Raw genomic sequence first — 15,855 nt, forward strand, 5'->3', positions numbered from 1 at the left:
TGCATGCGCCAGACGCATGCAAGCGTCAGGGGCAGGGTGTCAGCGTGGCTATTTCATCTGTCAGCCATTTCTCGAACGCTCGCGCAGCGCGCCGCGGCGTCTTGCCGCTGGGGGTCAGCAGGTAATAGCCGCCTATTGCACCCACACTTTTCTGGCAGGCCGGCACCAGCGCACCGGACTGCACGTGACGGTCAATCATCGGTTGCCAGCCAAGTACGATACCGTGCCCGGCGACAGCCAGGTCGACCAGCACGGGGTACAGGTTGACGGTCATGCGCTTGCGGATCAGCGACGCATCAACGCCCTGACGGCCGAACCAGTCTCCCCAGGACAGCCACTGGCGTTGCCCGTCTTCCAGCATCAGCAGGCAGTGGTCCAGCAACTGTGCTGGTTCCAGCAGCTGGCCGTTCAGGTAGTCTGGCGAGCAGTAGGCATTTACCGATTCGGCGAACAGCAAACGACTGTCGAGGCCCGTTGGTGATGTTTCGCGCAGGAAATACAGCGCCAGATCGAATTCCGCGCGAATCAGAGAATCCAGCCCGTCGACCACTCGCAGGCGGATATCCACGGCGGGGAAGGCATCGCGATAGCGTCCCAGCAAAGGGCCCAGCCACAGTGCGGCCACGCCGCTGGAACAAGCCAGGGTCAGTTGTTGTTCGCCGCTATGGGTAATGACTTGTGCCGTGGCCTCTGCACACAGGGTCAGCACACGCTGGATCTGCTCGGCGTAAACCTGCCCGGCGACCGTCAGATGAATACGCTTGTGCTCGCGACGAAACAGCGCGCGGCCGAGAAATTCCTCCAGTTGCGCGACCTGACGGCTGATCGCGCTCTGGGTGAGGTTCAGTTCGCTGGCGGCACGGGTAAAACTAGCGTGCCGAACGGCGGCTTCGAAGGCGATCAGGTTCTGCAAGGGTGGAAGGGGCTCGATACGCACGGCGGCTCCTGTTGTGGGCAGGTTTTACAAAGGGTCAGGAAACGGTGTCGACAGCAGCCAGTCCCTGAACACGCACAGCGATGGCAGGTTCTGAAAGCGCGTCGCGTACGCCAGGTAGTAATTGCGCCCACTGTCCAGCGGCTCGAACAGGGTGACCAGTTCGCCGCTGTTGATTTCGTCCTGCACCAGAATGCGCGGCACCAGTGCGATACCGATGCCCGCCGCCACAGCCTGGATCAGGTGCGAGGTCAGTTCGAAACTCGGGCCGGGGCGCATGATGTGGTGGTCCAGCCGATTACTGTCGAACCAGTCCGACCAGGCATTGGGCCGTGATACCACGCTCAGCAACGAATGCTGGGCGACCTGCGTCGGAATCATCGCTTGGTAGCCGGCAAGCGCGGCAGGGCTGGCAATGACCACCAGTTTTTCGCTGACCAGCGGGTGGGCGATGTAACCGGGCCAGTTGCCGTTACCCGCACAGATGATCGCGTTCATTTCGCTGGCTGCCGGCGTCAGGTCGGCATGCACGATGCGTGAGTGGATGTGCACCACATAGCCCGGATGCCGGGTGTAAAAATCATTCATCCGCGGCAGCAGCCATTTAGAGCCGAAGGTGGGCAGCACGGCCAGGTGCAGCGTGCCGCCTTCTGCCTTGTGCGCAATGGTTTGCAGGGTTGCACTGCGAATACGGCCCAGCGCCGCGGCCAGCTCATGCTGGTACAAGGCACCGGCCGTGGTCAGTTCGATACGTCTGCCATCACGCTTGAACAGCTCGACTTCCAGTTGGGCTTCCAGCGCCTGCACCTGGCGGCTGACGGCGCTCTGGGTCAAGGCCAGTTCGTCTGCGGCTTTGGTGAAGCTGCCATGCCGCGCGGCCGCCTCGAAAGCGAGCAACAACGACATGGAGGGCGTCAGTCTTCTGGTGTTCATTCATAAAACTCATGGAAAAACTGCATCTTTTACGTTTGCACTGAAGCATGACACGCCGGAGAATCACGATAACCGTTGATAACGCCATGCATACGAGCGTTTCGAAGCATACGTGCTTTGCATATAAAACGCCTAGCCAGCCAGGAAGACCACCATGATTGCGCTGTTGAAGCCGACCTCCGAGCAGGTCGGTCACTATGATCGTTTCCTCAATGCCTTGGTGGAGGGCGGCTTTCGCGGCGAAATAGCCAGGGACCTCGGCTCGCGTACTGTGCTGGCCACTGACAACTCCATCTATCAGCGCCTGCCGCAGGCTGCGGTGTTCCCGATGGACAGCCATGATGTGGCAATTGTCGCCCGCCTGGCAGCGCGGCCCGAGCACAAGCAGGTGGTGCTGACCCCGCGTGGCGGAGGCACAGGGACCAATGGGCAGTCGTTGACCGACGGCGTGGTGGTCGATCTATCGCGGCACATGAACAATATCCTTGAAATCAACGTCGAGGAACGCTGGGTGCGGGTGCAGACCGGCGTGGTCAAGGACCAGCTCAACGCAGCGCTGAAGCCGCACGGGCTGTTTTTCGCGCCGGAACTGTCGACCTCCAACCGCGCCACGATTGGCGGCATGATCAACACCGACGCCAGCGGGCAGGGCAGTTGCACCTACGGCAAAACCCGTGACCATGTGCTGGAACTGACGACCGTGCTGCTCGGTGGTTCCTACGTCAACAGTCAGGCATTCAGCGCTGAGCAGCTGGCCAGCGAGCAAGCGCGTGTTGACCGTGCTGGCGATGTGTATCGCTGTGCGCAGCAGATCGCCGATACGCAGGCGCAATTGATCAAGGACGTTTTTCCGCCGCTCAACCGTTGCCTGACCGGTTACGATCTGGCGCACCTGCGTGAGGAAGACGGGCGTTTCAACCTCAACAGCGTGCTGTGCGGTTCCGAGGGGTCGCTGGGTTTTATCGTCGAGGCCCGACTCAACGTCCTGCCAATCCCCAAACATTCGATTCTGGTCAACGTTCGTTATGCCGGTTTCATGGACGCTCTGCGGGATGCCAAGGCGTTGATGGCGCACAAGCCGCTGTCCATCGAGACCGTGGACTCCAAAGTGCTGATGCTGGCCATGCAGGATATCGTCTGGCACGGCGTGGCCGAGTATTTCCCGCAGGACCCGGCCACGCCGACTCTGGGCATCAACCTGATCGAGTTCAGTGGTGATGAGCTGGACGAAGTGGAACAGCGCGTCCATGCATTCGTCGCTCATCTGCAAAAAGACACCTCGGTGGTGCGCCTAGGTCATACCCTGGCAACCGGCAGCGCTGCGGTAAACCGCGTCTACGCCATGCGCAAGCGTTCGGTAGGGCTGCTCGGCAACGTCAAGGGTGAAGCGCGGCCGCAGCCGTTTGTTGAAGACACGGCTGTGCCACCGGAAAACCTTGCCGATTACATTCAGGAGTTTCGTGCGCTGCTGGACAGCTACGGGCTGCAATACGGCATGTTTGGCCATGTTGATGCAGGCGTGCTGCACGTACGACCGATTCTGGACATGAAAGACCCTGCGCAGGCTGCGTTGATTCGCCCGATCTCTGACGCCGTCGCCGCGCTGACCAAGCGCTACGGCGGGCTGCTGTGGGGCGAGCATGGCAAGGGCCTGCGTTCGCAATACGTGCCTGAGTATTTCGGCGAGTTGTACCCTGCGTTGCAGGCGCTCAAGGCCGCGTGCGACCCGTTCAACCAGCTCAACCCCGGCAAGATTGCCACACCGGCGACGGTGCCCGATGCGCGCCTGACCCTGGTGGACGAGGTGAAGCTGCGTGGCGACCTGGACCGCACGATCGACGAACGGGTCTGGCAGAGCTATGACAGCGCGCTGCACTGTAATGGCAACGGTGCCTGTTACAACTACGACACCGACGATGCCATGTGTCCGTCATGGAAAGCCACACGTGACCGCATTCACTCACCCAAGGGCCGCGCTTCGCTGGTCAGGGAATGGCTGCGTCTGCAAGGCGAGCAGGATGTCAACGTCCTGACTGCCAGCGCCAGGGCGCGGAACGCCAACGTGCTGAAAAGCCTAGCCGAGCGAACCGTCAACAGTGTGGCCAGAGTAGCGGGGCAAAAGGATTTCTCTCATGAAGTCTACGATGCCATGGCCGGTTGTCTGGCCTGCAAGTCCTGCGCGGGACAGTGCCCGGTCAAGGTCAACGTACCTGAATTCCGCTCGCGTTTTCTGGAGCTGTACCACAGCCGTTACCTGCGCCCGATCAAGGATTACCTGATTGGCTCGCTGGAGTTCAGCATTCCGCATCTGGCGCGCTTTCCCCGGTTGTACAACGCGATCATGGGCGCAAAACCGGTGCGTTACCTGCTTGAGCACGTCGCGGGTATGGTCGACAGCCCATTGCTCAGCCTGATGGACTTTCGCGCGGCCTGCGCGCGCTGGAATGTCGGCATTGCCACGCCGCAGCGTCTGGCCGCGTTGAGCGAGCAAGAGCGCAAACGTACGGTGGTGCTGGTTCAGGACGCGTTCACCCGATACTTTGAAACCCCGCTGGCGGCAGACTGGCTGGAACTGATCTCGCGTATGGGTTACCAGGTTTATCTCGCACCGTTCGCACCCAATGGCAAGCCGCTGCACGTGCAGGGTTTTCTGGCCGCGTTCGAAAAGGCTGCCGGTTTCAACAGCCAGTCGCTTGGCAAGCTGGCAGGGTACGGCATTCCGCTGATCGGTCTGGACCCGGCCATGACCCTGGTCTATCGCCAGGAGTACAGCAAGACGCTGGGCAGCGAGAATGTACCCGAGGTCATGCTGCCGCAGGAATGGCTGGCGTCCACGGTCGAGGAAGGTCGTGATGTGGCATCGGAAGAGACGTACTACTTCCTGCCGCATTGCACTGAAAAGACCAACGAGCCTGCCAGTGTCGGCCTTTGGCAGAAAGCCTTCACTCGCGCCGGGCTCAGGCTTGATGTACTGGCCAGCGGTTGCTGTGGCATGTCCGGCACTTATGGGCATGAAACCCGAAACGCAAAAACCAGCGACACCATCTATCGTCAGTCCTGGCAGCCGCTGGTGGCCCGGCATGGCGGTGAAGGTCGACTGGTCGCCGATGGCTACTCATGCCGCAGCCAGGTCAAGCGCCAGGATGGCAAAGTGGTGCAGCATCCACTACAGGTACTGCTGGAACGGGTGAGGGCGCTATAGAGAGGACGCAGAGCGTCCAGAACGGCATGCCCACGCGGAGCATGGGCACGATAGTTACAAAACTATCGTTCCTCACGCCCCTGCGTGGGAATGCCTTGCGTGACGCTCTGCGTCACCGATCTGCGCCGCGCCGCTCAACCAGAACTTAAACCAGGTACTTGTTGAACCACCCCAGCGTCCGCTCCCAGGCCAGTTTGGCCGCGGCCTCGTCGTAACGTGGGGTGGAGTCGTTGTGGAAGCCGTGGTTGGCGCCCGGATAGATGTACGTTTCGTACGTCGTGCCAGCCGCTTTCAGGGCTTTCTCGTACGCGGGCCAGCCTTCGTTGATGCGGGTGTCCAGTTCGCCGTAGTGAATCATCACCGGCGCCTTGATCTTCACCACGTCTTCGGCGTTGGGCTGGCGGCCATAGAACGATACGGCAGCGCCCAGTTCCGGGTACGCCACAGCCGCAGCATTGGCCACGCCGCCGCCATAGCAGAAACCGGTGATGCCGACCTTGCCGGTGCTCGCGTCATGCTTCATAAGCCACTCGATGGCAGCGAAGAAATCGTTCATGAGCTTTTCCGGGTTAACGGTCTGCTGGAGCTCCCGACCCTTGTCGTCATTGCCCGGATAGCCGCCGACCGAGGACAGGCCGTCAGGTGCCAGCGCGATGAAACCGGCTTTGGCCACACGACGGGCAACGTCTTCGATATAGGGGTTCAAACCGCGGTTTTCATGCACCACGACCACTGCCGGTACTTTACCGGTGGCTTTTGCCGGGCGTACCAGATAGCCGCGAACCTGACCGTGGCCCTTGGCGGAGGGGTAGGAGACGTACTCGGCAACGATGTCCGGGTCAGTGAATTCCACCTGTTCGGCCAGCGCGTAGTTGGGGCTGAGGGAAGCGAGCAGCGCGCTGGCGGTCAGGCCGTCGAAGGTGAACAGCGCAGCACGATCAAGAAACTCGCGTCGATTGATCCGGCCGTGCGCGTAATAGTCGTAAAGCTCAAGCAATTCAGGGGCAAAGTCTTTTGCAGTGAGACGTTCCATCAGTACGCTTCCTTCTGAATCATTCAGGGCTGCCTGGGTGTTGGCGGGCTGATGGGCACAGCGCGATCAACACAATGTCCGGTCCCGATAGTATTTCCAGAACATCGGGATCGCTACTGCAAATTGAAGAAAAACCGCCATCCATTCCCGATCCGCGCCAGCGAGCCTGATGTGCAGGCCAGTGCCGGCTGCCAGCCGATCAGGAAAATCAGCCATCTGATTGCACTACTTGCCAACAGTGATGTCCATTTGACTCCTTCGGCACATGCCGCGGCGTTTGCGCTGTGCAAGCCAACATATTATCGAGCCGCCGTATCAAGCAGCGTCGGTTCAGGCCGACAACACATCATGATCTTCACCCCACGCTCATGGTCATATTCCACCTGCATTTCGAGATAACGTGATGATGACCCTCCCGACGGAAGACCGCACCCAGCTGTTCAAGGACACGGCTATCCAGTTCTGGAAACACATCACTCCGATCGTTTATGTCGCGCTGGGCATTCACTGTGTCTTGCTGGTGGTGTTTCTGGGGCTGGGCATCAAGGTCCTGTGGGTGGCGAACATCGTCAGCACGCTGCTCTACGTTAACTGCCTTTACCTGATCCGCAGGCAGCGCTATCGACAGGCCGGACAGCTGATGTGCCTGGAGATCATCGGCCATGCACTGCTCGCGACATGGGAGTTGGGCTGGGAAAGCAACTTCAGCTTTTACCTGTTCTGCGTGATCCCGATCATTGCCTTTACTTTTCAACTGGTTGCGATCAGACGCATTGCCTACAGCCTGGCGATACTCCTGTCGCTGGTCGGATGCTTCGCCTTTCGCCGCCACATGGGGCAGGGATCCGGCCTTAGCCAGAACGTGCTTGATGCGTTCGGTATCGTCAACGTGCTGACGGCTACCGTCCTGTCGATTTATGCCACCGCACTCTCGGTACGTTTCACGTCGTCGATGCAACTGAGCCTGTTTCATATTGCCAACCGCGACAGCCTGACCAACCTTTATACGCGCAGGAGAGTGCTGCATCGCATACGCGAGCTGGAGGCAAGGCGTCAGGGGTTCTCGGCTTCACTGATCCTGCTCGACATCGACCATTTCAAACAGATCAATGATCTCCACGGACATGAGACCGGTGACGCGGTGTTGCAGCGGGTTGCCGAAGTCATCAGTTCAAGCGTGCGCAACAGCGATATGGCTGCCCGTTGGGGCGGGGAGGAGTTTCTGGTGCTGATGCCGGACACCGCGCCCGATGATGCACTGCGGGTGGCGGAGCGCATCTGGCGGCGTATCGCCGAAGAGGCCGGTCAGATCGATGAACGCAGCATTGCGGTCACCGCAACCCTTGCCATGGCAACCCTTGCTGCGGGCGAGACCTTTCAGATAACCCTCAATCGTGCCGACACGTCGCTTTATCTGGGCAAACAACAAGGCCGAAACCGGGTAATGATCGCCGGGTGAGGTGTTCATTCACCCAGTGCTCCATCAGCGTGTAGACTTTCGCGCTTTGAACAGGGGGCGCACTGCGTCGCGCTTCCTCATTGGCTATGTATCGATCAAGGCATGCTTATGGATTTGCGTCAGCTCGAAGCCTTCGCGGCGGTCATGTCGGCAGGCAGTGTCACTGCTGCCGGGAAAATGCTCGGCCGTTCTCAGCCATCGGTTACACGTGCCATTCAGGAGCTTGAGCAGGAATTGGGCTTTGCCTTGTTCGAGCGCAGCGGGCCGAAGGTCACGCCTACCCACAAGGCGTTCATGATGTATGGCGAAGTGGAGAGCGCGTTGCTGGGCGTACGGAATATCCGCCAACGTGCGCAGCATATTGCCCAGGAAGAAAATCACCAGATCAAGCTGGTAGCGATCTCCGCCCTGGCGGCTGGTTTGCTGCCCACGGCCTTGTCGCGCTTGCCTGAGCATCTGCGTCCGCAGCAGATCCAGTTGCAGAGCATGTCCCCGGAGAATGTGGTTCAGGCGGTGTTGTCGAAAACCATGGACCTGGGCGCGGTAAGCCTGCCGCTGGAGCATCGCGGCCTGGAAATCCACTGGATCGGCGAGGCGCCTTGCGTGGCGGTATTGCCTGCCGATTCTACGCTGGCCACCCATGAAGTGCTGTCGATGGAGCTGCTGCGTCAGCAAACGCTGATCACCATGGCCAACCCGTATCGCTTTCGTCGACGCATCGACAAGGCGTTTCAGGACGCGGGCGGTCAGCCGCCGCGCATGCTTGACACCAATACGTCCCTGATCGCCATGCAAATGGCCAGAGTCGGGCTGGGCATTGCGCTGGTCGATCCTTTCACCGCCATCGGCGTGCCGTTGCAAGGTGTAGTGGTCCGGCCAATCGCCTGCAACATCCCGTTTTTCTTCGGTCTGATTTCAGCCTTCGCCAGCCCGTTGTCCGATGTGGCAAGCGCGCTGATCGATGAGATTGCCGACAGCGCAAAAACCCTGTTGCCGGGAATGATCATGCACGAAGCCAGCGCGCACGATGCCCTGTTGCAGAGCATTTATGCCGAGTGAGCGGGAGATGCAATGGATGTCGTGACGCCCCACGGCACAGCACGCGAAGCTCGTTAAAATTCCATTCAGGAATATCAATATGCTTTTTTGCGCATTGCGAGAATAAAAAGCGCCTTTTACTATTCGAATTAAGCATTCAAGGGCTTAAAGAATTCATTTAATGCGACATTGGAATGATTCTTGAAGTGTTTGAGTCACCGCTTGGGCTTGTGGCCCGAACATTTTTTCGAGTACCGATCAATGTCCGATGTAAATGCACCCGCCGGTCTGGCGGCCCTGGAAGCTCGTTTGCAGCAGGATCTGGCCTGGCTGGATCTGCCCGCCAGGCCCTGGGTCAAAGCCAGGATGAGCGCCGGGCAGGCAGTGCTTGATGTGGCGATCATCGGCGGCGGCATGGCCGGTCTTGCTCTGGCCGCAGAACTGCGCAACCTCGGCGTGGCGGCGGTGATTTTCGATCAGTCCCCGGCCGGTTTCGAAGGCCCTTGGGCAACCACCGCGCGAATGGAAACCCTGCGTTCGCCAAAGCAACTGACCGGACCGGCGCTGGGGCTACCTGCGCTGACCTTCCGCGCCTGGTACGAAGCGCAATTCGGTATCGACGGCTGGGCATTACTGGACAAGATTCCACGCCTGCAATGGGCCGAATACTTGCGTTGGTATCGCAAGGTGCTGGCGCTGGACGTACGCAACGAACACCGGGTGAGCCGGGTCGCACCCAGAACGGACGGCCTTATCGAACTGGATATCGTGACGCCTGTGCAAACACAATTCCTGCTGGCCCGGCATGTGGTGCTCGCCACGGGCCGTGACGGTCTGGGCGGCCCCTGGGTGCCGGATTTCGCCCGGCAGTTGCCGGAGCATTTGTGGACGCATTCGGCGGCGGGCCTGCAGGATGGCTGGTTCACCGGCAAACGTGTGGCAGTCATTGGCGGTGGCGCATCGGCCATGGACAGCGCCGCCACTGCGCTTGAAGCGGGCGCAACGCGGGTTGACCTGCTCATCCGGCGCGCCGAGCTGCCTCGCATCAACAAAGGCAAGGGAGTCGGTAACCCGGGCATGGTTCACGGTTATTGGCGCCTGCCGGATATCTGGAAATGGCGCATTCGTCACTACCTGAACACCCAGCAAGTGCCACCGCCACGCGGCAGTACGCTCAGAGTGTCTGGTTCGGGCAGAGCCCGCTTCATGCTCGACAGCCCGGTGCTTTCAGTCGAACAGAACCCGGCTGGCGGCGTGTGGCTGAATACGCCGAAGGCCCGTATCGAAGCAGATTTCGTGGTATTTGCCACCGGGTTTCGCACCGACTTCCGGCAGCGCCCGGAATTTGCGCCATTCTCTGCGCAGATCCGCGTCTGGCAGGATCGCTTCCAGGCACCGAGCGGCGAAACCGATGCCGAACTGGCTGCGCTGCCGGATCTGGGCAACTGCTTCGAATTTCAGGAAAAGACCCCCGGCGGCTGTCCAGGGCTGAACCATATCCACTGCTTCAGTTACCCGGCAGCGCTGAGCTATGGCGCAGTATCCGGGGATATTCCTGCCATCAGCGAAGGCTCCAAACGTCTGGCCCATGCCTTGGTCGGACAGCTGTTCATTGAGGACATCGCGCTGCATTTCGACACCATGCTCGATTACGCCGAGCCAGAGCTGCTGGGCGATGAGTGGGTGGCCAGCCAGCCGAACGCTGAAGAGCTGCGCCAATGATAGGCTGGGCGCTGCGCCGGCTCACTCAGTCGTTGCTGGTCATTATGTTGATGACCGTGGTGGTGTTCGTCGGCCTCAATGCCATTGGTAATCCGATGGATATTCTGGTGGGTGAAGACCTCAATCAGGCCGAGCGTATGCAGGCCATCGCGCATTTGGGGCTGGACCAGCCGCTGTGGCAGCAGTACCTGATTTTTCTCAAAGGCGCGGTTCACGGCAATCTTGGGCAAAGCTTTGTGTACCACGAAGATGCCATGCGCCTGATTCTGCAACGCTTGCCCGCGACCTTTGAGCTGGCGTTCAGCGCCCTGTTTCTGGCTGTGGTCATCGGTGTGCCGCTGGGCATGTTCGCCGGTATGTACCCCGAGCATCCGCTTTCCCGGCTGATGATGGCCGCCAGCATCGTCGGCTTTTCGCTGCCGGCGTTCTGGGTGGCATTGATGATGATCATGCTGTTCTCGATCACGCTGGGTTGGTTGCCGGCCAGTGGCCGGGGCGAAACCCGTGAATGGCTGGGTGTGCAATGGTCATGGCTGACGCTGGACGGTTTGCAACATCTGTTACTGCCTGCGCTGAACCTGGCGCTGTTCAAGATTTCGCTGGTGCTGCGCCTGACCCGTGCGGGCGTGCGCGAGGTGCTGCCTCAGGAGTTCGTCAAATTCGCCCGGGCCAAGGGCCTGTCGCCGATGCGTGTGATGTGCATGCACGTCATGCGCAACACCATGATCCCGGTGGTGACGGTGCTGGCCATGGAACTGGGCTCGACCATCGCCTACGCCGTGGTAACCGAGAGCATTTTTGCCTGGCCCGGTGCCGGCAAGCTGATCCTCGACAGCATCAACATGCTTGATCGCCCGGTGGTGGTCGCTTACCTGATGGTGGTCGTGGTGATTTTCGTGGTGCTCAACCTGATCGTTGACGGCCTGTATTACCTGCTGGACCCACGCGTACGCATCGAGGCATCCCGATGAATGTCATTGAAAAAGCCCCGATCGGCAGCACGCTGTTGCAGGCCCAGTCACCCTGGCGACGAGTGCTGACCGAGTTCTTCAGCTCGCCCACTGCGGTGACGGGCCTGGTGGTCCTGCTGCTCATTGTGCTGGTTGCAGCCCTGGCACCGTGGATTGTGGTGCAGAACCCCTACGACCTGATGCAGCTCAACGTCATGGACGCGCGCATTCCGCCTGGCAGCCTCAATGGGGACAGCGGTTACACCTATTGGCTGGGTACCGACGGGCAGGGCCGCGATCTGGTCTCGGCGATTATCTATGGCCTGCGTATCAGCCTGTGGGTCGGCATTGGCTCGGCGTTGATTGCGGCAGTGATCGGTACGCTGCTCGGGCTGGTGTCTGCGTATGTCGGCGGTTGGCTCGATGCTTTGCTGATGCGTCTGGTCGACCTGCTGCTGTCGTTCCCGGTGATTCTCATGGCGCTGATGATTCTTGCCTGGCTGGGCAAGGGCGTCGGCAACGTGATGCTGACTCTGATAATGCTTGAATGGGCCTATTACGCGCGCACCGCACGCGGTCAGGCGCTGACCGAAAGCCGCCGTGAATACGTCGATGCGGCGCGCGGGCAGGGCGTGGGGCCGCTGCGTATTGTGGTTGGCCACATTTTGCCCAATTGCCTGCCACCGTTGATCGTGATCGGCGCGCTGCAAATCGCCCGCGCCATTACCCTGGAAGCGACCCTGTCGTTTCTCGGTCTGGGTGTGCCGGTGACCGAGCCGTCACTGGGGCTGCTGATTGCCAACGGCTTTCAGTACATGCTCAGCAACGAATACTGGATCAGCCTGTTTCCGGGGCTGGCGCTGTTGATCACCATTGTGGCGATCAATCTGGTCGGTGACCGTCTGCGTGATGTTCTCAACCCGAGGTTGCAGCGATGAGCCTGCCTGAAGTGTCAGCACAGCCAACCCTTGATGTGCGAGGGCTGTGCACCTCGTTCCATACCCGCGCAGGCGTGCTGCCAGCGGTGCGTGATGTGTCCTTGAGCGTGCAGCCGGGGCGTATTCTCGGCCTGGTCGGTGAGTCGGGTTCGGGTAAATCGGTCACCGGGTTTTCGATTCTCGGCCTTGTCGATGAACCGGGGCGCATCAGTGGCGGGCAGGTGCTGTTCAAAGGACGTGATCTGACCAAACTGTCTGCCTCGCAACTGCGCGGTATTCAGGGCAATCGGGTGGCGATGATTTTTCAGGACCCCATGATGACTCTCAACCCGGTGCTGCGGGTCGACACGCAAATGGTCGAAGCGGTGCGCGCGCATAGCCCGCTCGGCAGGCGCGAGGCCCGCGAGCATGCCAGTCGTACTCTGGCGCTGATGGGCATCGCCAGCCCTGAAGAACGCCTGCGCGCCTATCCGCATCAACTGTCTGGCGGCATGCGCCAGCGGGTGGCGATCGCCATCGCGCTGCTGCACGCCCCGGACCTGATCATTGCCGATGAGCCAACCACTGCGCTGGACGTCACCATTCAGGCGCAAATCCTCAGCGAGGTGCAGAAGCTGGTACGTGAGCAGGGCACCTCACTGATCTGGATCACCCATGATCTTTCCGTGATCGCCGGGCTGGCTGACGACGTGGCAGTGATGTACGCCGGACGCATTGTCGAACAAGGCCCGGTCGCCGAGGTGCTGGATCGCCCGCAACATCCTTATACACAGGGGCTGATCGACAGCCTGCCAAGTCGCAACAAGCGTGGCCAGCGCCTGCGTCAGATACCCGGCATGGCGCCGGACCTGCTGTCGATGCCTGCCGGCTGCGCCTTTGCGGCGCGCTGCTCCAGAGCGTCGCAGATATGTGTACAGAGCGACCCCGAACCCCACGAGGCGGGACCGGGCCAGACGGTTCGCTGCTTTCATCCGGGAGCTGCCGATGCCCAGTGATCTGATTCCCCTTGTCGAGCTGCACCAGGTCAGCAAGACCTTCGGCAAACCAGTGGCTGAACACTCTCTTCAAGGGCTGCTGCAGCGACTGCACCTGACCCGTCCGAAACCGGTGACCCATGCGGTGGACCGAGTCGACCTGCGGATAATGCGTGGCGAGGTGGTCGGGCTGGTGGGCGAGTCGGGCTGTGGCAAATCGACCCTTGGGCGCATGGTCGCCGGGCTGCTGCCGGTCTCGTCAGGTATCGCATCGGTGGACGGCAAGCCGCTCGACAGCCTGACGACGCAGGAGCGCAAGGCGCTGCGCCTGAAAGTGCAGATGATTTTTCAGGACCCGTCTTCAAGCCTCAACCCGCGCCTGCGGGTCGACCGTATCGTCGGGGAGGGCGCGCTGCTGCACGGCCTGACCGACCGTAAAGGGGCCGATGATTACGTCAGTGCCCAGTTGCAACGTGCCGGGCTCAGCCCGCAGTTGCGCCAGCGCTATCCGCATCAATTCAGCGGCGGTCAGCGTCAGCGCATCGGGATTGCCCGTGCGCTGGCGGTGCAACCGGAACTGCTGGTGTGCGACGAGTCGGTGGCGGCGCTGGATGTGTCGATTCAGGCGCAGATTCTCAACCTGTTCATGGACCTGCGCGACGAACTGGGGCTGACCTATCTGTTTATCAGCCATGACCTGGGCGTGGTCGAGCACCTCTGCGACCGCGTGGTCGTGATGTACCTGGGCCGTGTGGTCGAGACCGCATCGGTCGATGACCTGTTTGCGCGTGCCAATCACCCGTATACCCAAGCCCTGCTGGCGCAGATCCCGCGATTTGATATTCGCAGTACCCGTTATGACGCGATCCAAGGGGAAATCCCCAGCCCGCTGAACCCGCCAACCGGGTGTCATTTCCACCCTCGCTGTCCGCACGCCATGGCGCGCTGCCGCGAGGAAGTTCCAGCGCTGAGGGAGGTTTCGCCGAACCACCAGAGCGCGTGCCATCTGAATGATCAACGCTGAACGAGCGCCTGAAGCTCGTCACCCTCTGCCATTGCGTACAAGGAATCACTCATGAAACCACTCGTTCGTTCGTTATTAGCGTCGGCCCTCGTTCTGGCCGCTGGCAGTGTCTCGGCGCAGGACTTGCGTATCGGTTATGCCGACCCGGTATCGTCGCTCGATCCTCAGCTCAACAACTATGCCGGTGACCGCTCGGTGGCGCTGCATGCCTTTGAATCGCTGGTCAGCCGCCGCGATGACAAGACCCTGCCGGGCCTCGCCAAGAGCTGGAAGGTCGTCGACGACACCACTTGGGAATTTGCCCTGCGCGATGACGTGAAATGGCAGGACGGTACGCCGCTGACCGCCGACGATCTGGTGTTCTCCTTCGAGCGCGCCCGCAGCGTACCCGGCAGTGTCGCGTCTTATGCAGGTGCCATGCGCACCGTTGAATCGGTCAAGGCCAAGGATGAGCACACGCTGATCATCAAGACTCGTCTGCCCAATGCCAACCTGCTGCCGGACGTCGATTCGATCTACATTGTCAGCCGCCATGCAGGTGCGACCGCCAGCAGCGCCGATTACAACTCGGGCAAGGCCATGATCGGCACCGGCCCTTACCGGTTTGTCTCATTCGTGCCGGGTGATCGCACGATCTTTGCCCGTAACGACAGCTACTGGGGCGCGAAACCAACCTGGGACAACGTTGATTTTCGCTTCATCGCCAACGCCGCCAACCGTACTGCGGCCTTGCTGGCGGGTGATGTGGACGTGATCGACAAGGTGTCGCCCACCGATGTGGAGCGCCTGCGCAAAACGCCGAGTGTCAATGTCTTCGCCTATCAGGGCTTGCGTGCGCTGATCATTCAACCGAGCTTCCGTGCCGGACCGAATGAGTTCATTCGTGACAACGCAGGCAAGCCGCTGGCCGAAAACCCGCTGCTGGATGTGCGGGTGCGCAAGGCGCTGTCCCTGGCGATCAACCGCCCGGCCATCAATGAACGCATCATGCAAGGCACCGTCACCGAGGCCAATCAATGGATGCCGGCCAATACGTTCGGTTACAACCCGCAGATCAAGAACATTCCCTATGACGTCAAACAGGCCAAGGATCTGCTGGCGCAGGCAGGATTTCCCGAAGGCTTCCAACTGACTGTGCATGTGCCAGGCGACCGTTATCCGCAGGCACCGGAGGTCATGCAGGCGGTGGCGCAATTCTGGACGCGGATCGGCGTCAAGGTCCAGCTGGAGGTATTGCCGTGGGCTGTGTACGCGGGCAAGGCCAACAAGAATGAACTGGCGATCAGTGTGATTGCCTGGGGCAACGGGACTGGCGAAGCGGCATATGCCCTGACCAACATTCTGACCACGGTCGACAGCAGCAAGGGGCAGGGCGCGTCCAACTGGGGGCATTACAGCAATCCGCTGGTGGACAAGGCACTGGCTGATTCGACCGCCGAATTCGACGAGGCCAAACGGCGCAAGATTCTTCAGGACTCGGTTCAGGTGGTCAGCGACGACGTCGGCATCATCCCGCTGTTCCACTACCAGAACATCTGGGCGGCGCGCAAAGGCCTGAAGGTCGAGCCGCTGGTCAGTGACCGCACGGCGGCAACCATGGTTACCGAACAGCCTTGATCTCCTTTCATTCCTGCGCAGCTTCTTGAAG

At 60.6% G+C, this 15,855-nt stretch carries 12 protein-coding genes; 9 read left to right on the forward strand and 3 right to left on the reverse strand.

Going from position 1 to position 15,855, the window contains the following annotated elements:
• Positions 1–25: 25 nt before the first annotated feature.
• Together KP808_RS12195 and KP808_RS12200 are read right to left on the reverse strand one after the other, a co-directional pair.
• Positions 26–937, reverse strand: coding sequence for a LysR substrate-binding domain-containing protein (locus tag KP808_RS12195; RefSeq protein ID WP_230018599.1), 912 nt, complete (start codon positions 935–937; stop codon positions 26–28).
• Positions 938–961: 24 nt separating this feature from the next.
• On the reverse strand, positions 962–1,867 hold the full coding sequence (locus KP808_RS12200; protein WP_230018601.1) for a LysR substrate-binding domain-containing protein: 906 nt from the start codon (positions 1,865–1,867) through the stop codon (positions 962–964).
• Positions 1,868–2,021: 154 nt separating this feature from the next.
• On the opposite strand from KP808_RS12200, the gene ydiJ reads away from it, so the two are divergent.
• Positions 2,022–5,069, forward strand: coding sequence for a D-2-hydroxyglutarate dehydrogenase YdiJ (gene ydiJ / locus KP808_RS12205; RefSeq protein WP_230018603.1), 3,048 nt, complete (start codon positions 2,022–2,024; stop codon positions 5,067–5,069).
• A 145-nt stretch (positions 5,070–5,214) separates the two neighbouring features.
• On the opposite strand, the gene yghX is transcribed toward ydiJ, so the two are convergent.
• Positions 5,215–6,102, reverse strand: a complete 888-nt coding sequence (yghX, locus tag KP808_RS12210) for a YghX family hydrolase (RefSeq protein ID WP_230018617.1) — start codon at positions 6,100–6,102, stop codon at positions 5,215–5,217.
• 403 nt (positions 6,103–6,505) lie between these two features.
• Between yghX and KP808_RS12215 the strand changes: the two genes are divergently transcribed.
• The 8 genes from KP808_RS12215 (at position 6,506) to KP808_RS12250 (ending at position 15,824) form a co-directional block, all read left to right on the forward strand.
• A complete protein-coding gene (locus KP808_RS12215) occupies positions 6,506–7,561 on the forward strand; it encodes a GGDEF domain-containing protein (RefSeq protein WP_230018619.1) in 1,056 nt (351 codons plus the stop codon).
• Between the two features lie 108 nt (positions 7,562–7,669).
• Entirely contained in the window at positions 7,670–8,620 is a 951-nt protein-coding gene (locus KP808_RS12220) for a LysR family transcriptional regulator (protein WP_230018621.1), read from the forward strand.
• Positions 8,621–8,860: 240 nt separating this feature from the next.
• Entirely contained in the window at positions 8,861–10,321 is a 1,461-nt protein-coding gene (locus KP808_RS12225) for an NAD(P)-binding domain-containing protein (RefSeq protein ID WP_230018635.1), read from the forward strand.
• The gene (locus KP808_RS12230) at positions 10,318–11,292 is read left to right on the forward strand and encodes an ABC transporter permease (protein ID WP_230018640.1); all 975 of its coding nucleotides are present in this window, start codon (positions 10,318–10,320) and stop codon (positions 11,290–11,292) included. The genes KP808_RS12225 and KP808_RS12230 overlap by 4 nt, the downstream gene beginning before the upstream one ends.
• The gene (locus KP808_RS12235) at positions 11,289–12,209 is read left to right on the forward strand and encodes an ABC transporter permease (RefSeq protein WP_230018646.1); all 921 of its coding nucleotides are present in this window, start codon (positions 11,289–11,291) and stop codon (positions 12,207–12,209) included. Before KP808_RS12230 ends, KP808_RS12235 begins: the two co-directional genes overlap by 4 nt.
• Positions 12,206–13,204, forward strand: coding sequence for an ABC transporter ATP-binding protein (locus KP808_RS12240; RefSeq protein ID WP_230018652.1), 999 nt, complete (start codon positions 12,206–12,208; stop codon positions 13,202–13,204). The genes KP808_RS12235 and KP808_RS12240 overlap by 4 nt, the downstream gene beginning before the upstream one ends.
• Positions 13,194–14,207, forward strand: a complete 1,014-nt coding sequence (locus KP808_RS12245) for an ABC transporter ATP-binding protein (protein WP_230018658.1) — start codon at positions 13,194–13,196, stop codon at positions 14,205–14,207. The genes KP808_RS12240 and KP808_RS12245 overlap by 11 nt, the downstream gene beginning before the upstream one ends.
• Positions 14,208–14,258: 51 nt before the next feature.
• A complete protein-coding gene (locus tag KP808_RS12250) occupies positions 14,259–15,824 on the forward strand; it encodes an ABC transporter substrate-binding protein (RefSeq protein WP_230018664.1) in 1,566 nt (521 codons plus the stop codon).
• The last annotated feature ends 31 nt before the right edge of the window (positions 15,825–15,855 follow it).

Origin of the sequence: Pseudomonas savastanoi, assembly GCF_020917325.1 — a bacterium.
GTDB lineage: Bacteria > Pseudomonadota > Gammaproteobacteria > Pseudomonadales > Pseudomonadaceae > Aquipseudomonas > Aquipseudomonas amygdali.